Annotated in this window: 8 protein-coding genes (1 of these 8 cut by a window edge); 5 read left to right on the forward strand and 3 right to left on the reverse strand. The window is 57.7% G+C overall.

Translation table 11 applies throughout. The features are described from left to right. The first annotated feature begins 117 nt into the window (after positions 1–117). A complete protein-coding gene (locus ACFFAR_RS07595) occupies positions 118–1,017 on the forward strand; it encodes a DMT family transporter (RefSeq protein ID WP_375507704.1) in 900 nt (299 codons plus the stop codon). Positions 1,018–1,023: 6 nt separating this feature from the next. On the opposite strand, the gene ACFFAR_RS07600 is transcribed toward ACFFAR_RS07595, so the two are convergent. Then, positions 1,024–1,653, reverse strand: a complete 630-nt coding sequence (locus tag ACFFAR_RS07600) for a LysE family translocator (RefSeq protein ID WP_375507705.1) — start codon at positions 1,651–1,653, stop codon at positions 1,024–1,026. A 242-nt stretch (positions 1,654–1,895) separates the two neighbouring features. Between ACFFAR_RS07600 and ACFFAR_RS07605 the strand changes: the two genes are divergently transcribed. Both ACFFAR_RS07605 and ACFFAR_RS07610 read left to right on the forward strand, forming a co-directional pair. Next, positions 1,896–2,156, forward strand: coding sequence for a type II toxin-antitoxin system Phd/YefM family antitoxin (locus ACFFAR_RS07605; RefSeq protein WP_062001223.1), 261 nt, complete (start codon positions 1,896–1,898; stop codon positions 2,154–2,156). Next, positions 2,153–2,416 carry a Txe/YoeB family addiction module toxin gene (locus ACFFAR_RS07610; RefSeq protein ID WP_375507706.1) on the forward strand — a complete coding sequence of 88 codons (264 nt, stop codon included), beginning with the start codon at positions 2,153–2,155 and terminating at the stop codon, positions 2,414–2,416. Before ACFFAR_RS07605 ends, ACFFAR_RS07610 begins: the two co-directional genes overlap by 4 nt. An 84-nt stretch (positions 2,417–2,500) precedes the next feature. Here the strand turns inward: ACFFAR_RS07610 and ACFFAR_RS07615 are convergent, their stop codons facing one another. After that, a complete protein-coding gene (locus tag ACFFAR_RS07615; protein WP_375507707.1) occupies positions 2,501–3,085 on the reverse strand; it encodes an NUDIX domain-containing protein in 585 nt (194 codons plus the stop codon). A 93-nt stretch (positions 3,086–3,178) separates the two neighbouring features. Between ACFFAR_RS07615 and ACFFAR_RS07620 the strand changes: the two genes are divergently transcribed. Beyond that, positions 3,179–3,934 carry a DeoR/GlpR family DNA-binding transcription regulator gene (locus tag ACFFAR_RS07620; protein WP_075360341.1) on the forward strand — a complete coding sequence of 252 codons (756 nt, stop codon included), beginning with the start codon at positions 3,179–3,181 and terminating at the stop codon, positions 3,932–3,934. 8 nt (positions 3,935–3,942) lie between these two features. On the opposite strand, the gene ACFFAR_RS07625 is transcribed toward ACFFAR_RS07620, so the two are convergent. Further along, complete coding sequence (locus ACFFAR_RS07625; RefSeq protein ID WP_375507708.1) at positions 3,943–4,632, reverse strand: nucleoside 2-deoxyribosyltransferase; 690 nt, start codon at positions 4,630–4,632, stop codon at positions 3,943–3,945. A 389-nt stretch (positions 4,633–5,021) separates the two neighbouring features. Between ACFFAR_RS07625 and ACFFAR_RS07630 the strand changes: the two genes are divergently transcribed. After that, a protein-coding gene (locus ACFFAR_RS07630) for a diguanylate cyclase domain-containing protein (protein WP_375507709.1) crosses the window boundary here: on the forward strand, positions 5,022–5,914 show its 5' portion. The gene runs 244 nt beyond the window's last position; the window shows 893 of its 1,137 coding nt (coding positions 1–893); the start codon lies at positions 5,022–5,024; the stop codon falls past the right edge of the window.

The following is a 5,914-nucleotide window of genomic DNA, read 5'->3' on the forward strand; positions in this document are numbered from 1 at the left end:
TGACGCGAGCCGACCCCCCTCGTCGGCTCGACCGCCACGTCATCCAATTCACGATTTCCCGGTGATAAGCTACGCCGTGTCCGACCCGCGCGCTCTTTCTCCGGAAACGTGAACCCAATGCCTCTTTCCATTGCGCAAAGCAATACCGTTCCGCTGCGCAGCGTCACGCAAATCCTTGCGGCGATGCTTTGCTTCGCGTTAGTCGATGCCCTCGCAAAATCGTTAAGCCTGCGATACCCCGCGAACGAGGTGACATTTTTCCGCATGATTTTCGGCTTGTTCCCCGCATTTGCGATGAGCTTGCAAAGCAGCAAACCGCTGATGCAACGCTTGATGAATCTGGACATCAAAGCGCAGACACTAAGAGCGATCACCTTGTTGTGCGCGCTTGGCCTTTTCTTTGCAGGCCTGCCTTATGTGCCGCTAAGCGAGGCTGTCGCAATCGTTTATTCGGAAACGATTTTCGTGATCGTCCTCGCGCCGTTGCTGCTGAAGGAAACACTAAGGCGGCGCGATGCAGGCGCGGCGGCAATCGGCTTTATGGGCGTGCTGCTGGTCGTGCGTCCGACCAGCGATCAAACCAGTTGGCTTGGTCCGGTTCTTCTGATTCTGAGCGCGATATTCGGCGCATTATCGATCCTGCAAATCAAGCGGCTTCGCGCAAGCGATGACTCCAGCGTCACAGTCCTTTACTTCACGATGATCGGTGCCATTGTCAGCGGGTTCTCGCTGATGTTTGCCTGGAAAACACCAACGCTTGATTCACTTGCCATCCTCGCATTGGTCGGCGTTCTCGCCGGCACAGGCCAGTTGCTGATGACCATGGCCTTTCGTCGCGCCGACGCCAGCGCGCTTGCCCCCTACAACTACACGAGCATCGTGTGGGCCGCGATCTTCGGCTACGTCGCTTGGGGCGAGACCGTCGGCGCGGTTTCGCTTGCGGGCATCCTGCTGATCGTGGGCAGTTCCATCATGGTTGCGATCCGGCGCAAGCAGGCGGACGGTCCCATCGTTTAGAGGCTTTTATTCAAACGACAAGCGCAGCGCGAACGCCAGCAATGCCGCCGAGAACGTCCAGCGCTGCACGACCTGTGCGCGCGGATGACTGCGCAGCCAGCCTGAAATGCGTGTGGCGCCGAACGCCAGGGTGGTATCGAAGGCAGCGCCCATCGCGACCAGCACCACGCCGAGCTCGACGACTTGCGACCACACCGCGCCTGCATCGGGATGTATGAATTGCGGCAATAATACCGAGCAGAACAGCAGGGCCTTGGGGTTGAGCAAGCTGCTCATCATGCCTTTCAGGAATGCGGAGCGCAGCGTGTAAGCCGCGCCGGATGCTGCGTTGTTCGTATCGAGACCAAAAGCCGGCGAGCGGAAAATCTGGATCGCGATATACGCAAGATACATCGCTCCGACTATACGCACGCCGTCGTAAAGCCAAGGCGCGCTGCGCAGCAGCGCGGCCACGCCCAGCGCCGACAAGGTGACGTGAAGCGTGCGCGCAACTGCGAGGCCGGCAGCCGTCGATAGACCGTGTCTCAGCCCGCGCGATGCGCTCATCTGCAAGACGATCGCCATATCGGGTCCGGGCAACGCATACACCACCGCAAGCGCGCCGACAAACACCATTAATAGTTGCAGCGAAACCATGATCAGCCTCGAAGTCCGAAGCCATTATGGTGCCGCCGAATGCCTGGTGTTTTCCTGCCAAGTGCGGGCGGTTTGCCATCGTGATTAGCGGAAAACGCTCAAAATCTCCACTCTGAGAATCGAGGGCCTGCCATGCGCCGAGAACGCAAATCGAACGTCTTCATGTACAGGTAGTTGTACATATTTGGTTCAGCATGCTAGACTGGTGTTCTGGTCAGTGAAGGAAGAGACAAGGAGGAAATATGCGCACAATCCCTTTCACCGAGGCTCGCGCTAACCTTAAGCAGGTGATTGATAACGTGGTTGATGACGTCGACGTTACGCTTATCACTCGCCGCGATGCACCCAATGCAATAGTCATGTCACAGGAGCATTACGACAGCTTGATGGAGACGGTTTATCTCCTGCGATCACCGGCGAATATTGCTCATCTCGAGCGGTCTATCAAGCAGTTGCGCACGGGCAAGGTCAAGTCACACGAGTTGGATGAAACAGGCGCATGAGTTCGTTGAACATCATGTGGACTGCCGAGGCGCGGGACGATTATATTTATTGGCAGGGGCAAGATAAGAAGACCCTTAAACGGATCAACCAGCTTATTAAAGGCACCCAGCGAACGCCGTTCGAAGGTGTTGGCAAACCGGAACCGCTGAAGGCTAACCTGACAGGGTTTTGGTCGCGACGCATCGACGAAACCAATCGCCTGGTTTACGAGGTCGCGGATTCGCAGATCAATATTGTCTCGTGCCGCTACCACTACTGACTCATTCAAGAGGATGCCGGACGCCGCGGTAAGCATCCGGGCGCATCAAGCTGTTGGCGGATACACGCGCTGCCCGACCTGGATTCACAACACGCGATTCAACGCCACGAACTGCAGCAACATGATCGTTTTAGCATCGACGATCTCACCACGCCGCACCGCATCGAGCGCGTCCTGAAGCGGCCATTCGATCACCTCGAGATCCTCCCCTTCAGCCTCCACACCGCCGCCGTGACCGACGCGCGAGGACGCATCGTATTCAGCAATGAAAAAGTGCAGCTTCTCAGTCACCGATCCGGGGCTCATATACGCCTCGAATACCTTCTCGACGTTCTGCACGCGGTACCCCGTTTCCTCTTCCGCTTCCGCGCGAATGCGTTCTTCGGGCGAGGCGTTATCGAGCAGACCGGCGGCGGCTTCGATCATCATGCCGTCGTGCCCGTTCACGAACGCCGGCAGGCGGAATTGCCGCGTCAGCACGACTGTCTGCCGTTCGCGGTTGAAGAGAAGGATGGTCGCACCGTTGCCGCGGTCATAGGTCTCGCGGCTTTGACGCTGCCAGACGCCATCGCTGCGCAGGAAGTCGAAGGTGGTTTTCTTCAGGATGTACCAGTCATTTGAGAGGACGGTCGTTTCGATGATGCGGACTCTGTCTTTTGTAGTGACCATCGGTTTTGCTCCGGTATCGCGAAAAAGGAGCATTCATGGTATCGTGCAAATTCGTGCAATATCAAGATGTTTCGTGCAAATGAGTTTTCAACCATGCTGACGTCCCAACGAAAGAAAGCGATCCTCGATGCGCTGGCGCGCGACGGCCAGGTGCTCGCGAAGCAACTCAGCGAGACCTTCGATGTATCCGAGGACACCGTGCGGCGCGACCTGCGCGAACTGGCCGGCGAGGGACTATTGCAGCGCGTGCATGGCGGCGCGTTGCCGGCATCGAGCGCGGTGGCGCCGTTTGCCGAGCGGCGACAGATCGAGTCATCGGCCAAACGCGCGATTGCGGGTGCAGCGGCGGCTATGATCGGAAAAGGGCAGGTCGTGATCATCGATGGCGGCACGACGTCCGCCGAACTGATCCGGCAAATCCCCCGCGACTTGCAAGCGACGGTCGTGACGCACAGCCCGAGCGTGGCTGTCGGGCTGATCGATCATCCGCTGATAGAAGTGCTTGTGATCGGCGGGCGGCTCTTCAAGCATTCCATCGTGACGGTCGGCGCCGCGGCGATCGAAGCCATGTCGCATATTCAGGCGGATATCTATTTCATGGGTGTCACCGGCGTGCACCCTACGGCGGGATTGAGCACAGGCGATTACGAAGAGGCGTATGTAAAGCGGGCGCTCGCGGCGCGTGCGGCCGAGACGGTGGTGCTGGCGTCTTCGGACAAGATCAACGCCGCTTCGCAATTCGTGATTGGAGGGCTCGCGCTTGCCCAGACGATCATTGTCGAGATGGCGACCGATCCGGCGCTGACAAAACCGCTGGAGAAATCGGGCGTGACAATCGTGCGTGCTTAGGCCGTATGTTAAATGAGTCCTTCGGCGGCCATGCTATCCAGACATTTTTCCGGGCCGCCCACAACAAGGCGTGCCGTACACGCAAGCATCAGGTTCAGACTCAAACCGAAATCCTCGACCACAAAACCACTGGCGCAATACGAAGCGCCGCCTTCTTTCCTAACCGATACACGCTCGATCAACGTCCGGTTATCGCCCGTGTAAGCCCATATCGGCTTGTTCAGCGCGGCGGCAAATCCGACTTCGAACGCGGTGCCGCTATCCGGCTCACCTGCGCCGCGAAAGTCGTTGAGATTTGCCATGACGATATCCGCCGAGCGAATCAATTCCATGTTCGCGCGGCAAATCCATTGCGCCTGGCCAAGCTGATCCAGTTCGCCCGGGACTTCGCCATCGAGCGGATACAGACCGATCGCGCCATGCGACTGACACATCGCCTTGAGCGTTTCGCCATGAGCAAGCGCGTCGTTTCGAAAGACATCGAAACCCGCGAGATAGATTCGCGGCGTGGCTGCGGCCAATTCGATAGGAAGCGGCGTTGGTGTGTAGCGACCTTCGCGAACCTTGCGACGAACCCGGTTCAACTGTTTATGAACCGAGGTTACGAGCTTACCCGTGCGCATTGCGATTTCTTCGACGCTCAAGCCTTGGTCGACCAGTTCGATAATCGACAGTTGTTTCTTGGTTGGGCCGCGCATTGCTCTCCCGGATACTGCGTTTACTTAAGCTAAAGATTATCGCATTAGCGCCGTCAAGCTAGTTAAGGCGTAATCAGGCTTGCACGTCGCCTGCCTTGAAAGCCCCGGTTTCGCCAAATCAACAAGCCGCTTTAGAGGCGATTCACCATTGATCAGGCCAGGGCGGCTGGTTATCGGCTAGTAAGCGGGCTTAGAATACGCCCATGTGCAGGCGTCCCGCTTAGGGAAAATACCGGGGACACGTCAACGCCGCAGCCTGGCGATTCAGAGAGACCGCCGGCGTTATTTGTTTCTAGATAGATCTCGAACATACCGATTGAGTCCATGACAGGCAGGAAGTGCGACGCCGACGTGGCAAAAGCAGTCGCGCAAAAAAAAAGCAAAGATCCATGGATACCAAATTAGCGCCTTTTAGTTTGCCTCGCTGGCGGTTCACAACGTGGTTGTGCTATTCCGGGCCCGACGTACCAGACGATATACGCGTTGCGTTGATCGGAAGCCTGTTTGGCACATTGCCGATTTTTGCCGGCGGCGTTCTCAATACCATTGCCGTTTCCATCGCCATCACGATGCGTGAACCCACGCCTGCGTTCATTGCATGGGTGGTGTTGGAGGTCCTGTTGTGCGGTACGCGCCTGATCCTGCTGGTCGCGGCGCACCGGGCCGCACGGCGAGGTCAACCGACCTACACGGACGTGTATCTGCTGCTGGGCGTGCTATGGGGAGCAAGTGTCGGTTACGGTGCGTTCATCAGTATCCTGAGTACCGACTGGATTGCGGCAACGCTCTCCTGTTTGTCCGCTGCCGCCATGGTCGGCGGGATCTGCTTCAGGAATTTTGGCGCCCCGCGGCTCGTCGCGATCATGATCTTATTGTCGCTGGGTCCTTGCTGCATTGCTGCGGCAATGTCCAAGGAACTCATCCTGACGCTTACGCTGATCCAGATCCCGTTTTATCTGGTTGCAATGAGCATCGCCGCATTCCGTCTCAACGGACTGCTCGTTTCAACGATGAAAGCCGAAAGGGAAAATGACCATCGTGCGCGGCATGACGCGCTGACCAGCTTGCCGAATCGCGCGGGACTGATTCACGCATCGCAGACGCGGTACAAGGCGGCGTCGGGCAATCGCGATAAGACCGCGGTGCTTTACATCGACCTGGACGGCTTCAAACCCGTCAACGACCAGTACGGTCACGAAGCCGGCGACCTGTTGCTCGTGATGATCGGCGGACGTCTGAATGCGCTGAAAGGTCCCGACGACATGGTGTTTCGTATTGGCGG

This window comes from uncultured Caballeronia sp. (assembly GCF_964243625.1).
Taxonomy (GTDB): Bacteria; Pseudomonadota; Gammaproteobacteria; order Burkholderiales; family Burkholderiaceae; genus Caballeronia.

Excerpts from the sequence above, each read along its gene's own strand:
- ACFFAR_RS07620 (WP_075360341.1), top strand. The coding sequence starts at position 3,179 with ATGCTGACGTCCCAACGAAAGAAAGCGATCCTCGATGCGCTGGCGCGC.
- ACFFAR_RS07605 (WP_062001223.1), top strand. The coding sequence starts at position 1,896 with ATGCGCACAATCCCTTTCACCGAGGCTCGCGCTAACCTTAAGCAGGTG.
- ACFFAR_RS07595 (WP_375507704.1), top strand. The coding sequence starts at position 118 with ATGCCTCTTTCCATTGCGCAAAGCAATACCGTTCCGCTGCGCAGCGTC.
- ACFFAR_RS07615 (WP_375507707.1), bottom strand. The coding sequence starts at position 3,085 with ATGGTCACTACAAAAGACAGAGTCCGCATCATCGAAACGACCGTCCTC.
- ACFFAR_RS07610 (WP_375507706.1), top strand. The coding sequence starts at position 2,153 with ATGAGTTCGTTGAACATCATGTGGACTGCCGAGGCGCGGGACGATTAT.
- ACFFAR_RS07600 (WP_375507705.1), bottom strand. The coding sequence starts at position 1,653 with ATGGTTTCGCTGCAACTATTAATGGTGTTTGTCGGCGCGCTTGCGGTG.
- ACFFAR_RS07625 (WP_375507708.1), bottom strand. The coding sequence starts at position 4,632 with ATGCGCGGCCCAACCAAGAAACAACTGTCGATTATCGAACTGGTCGAC.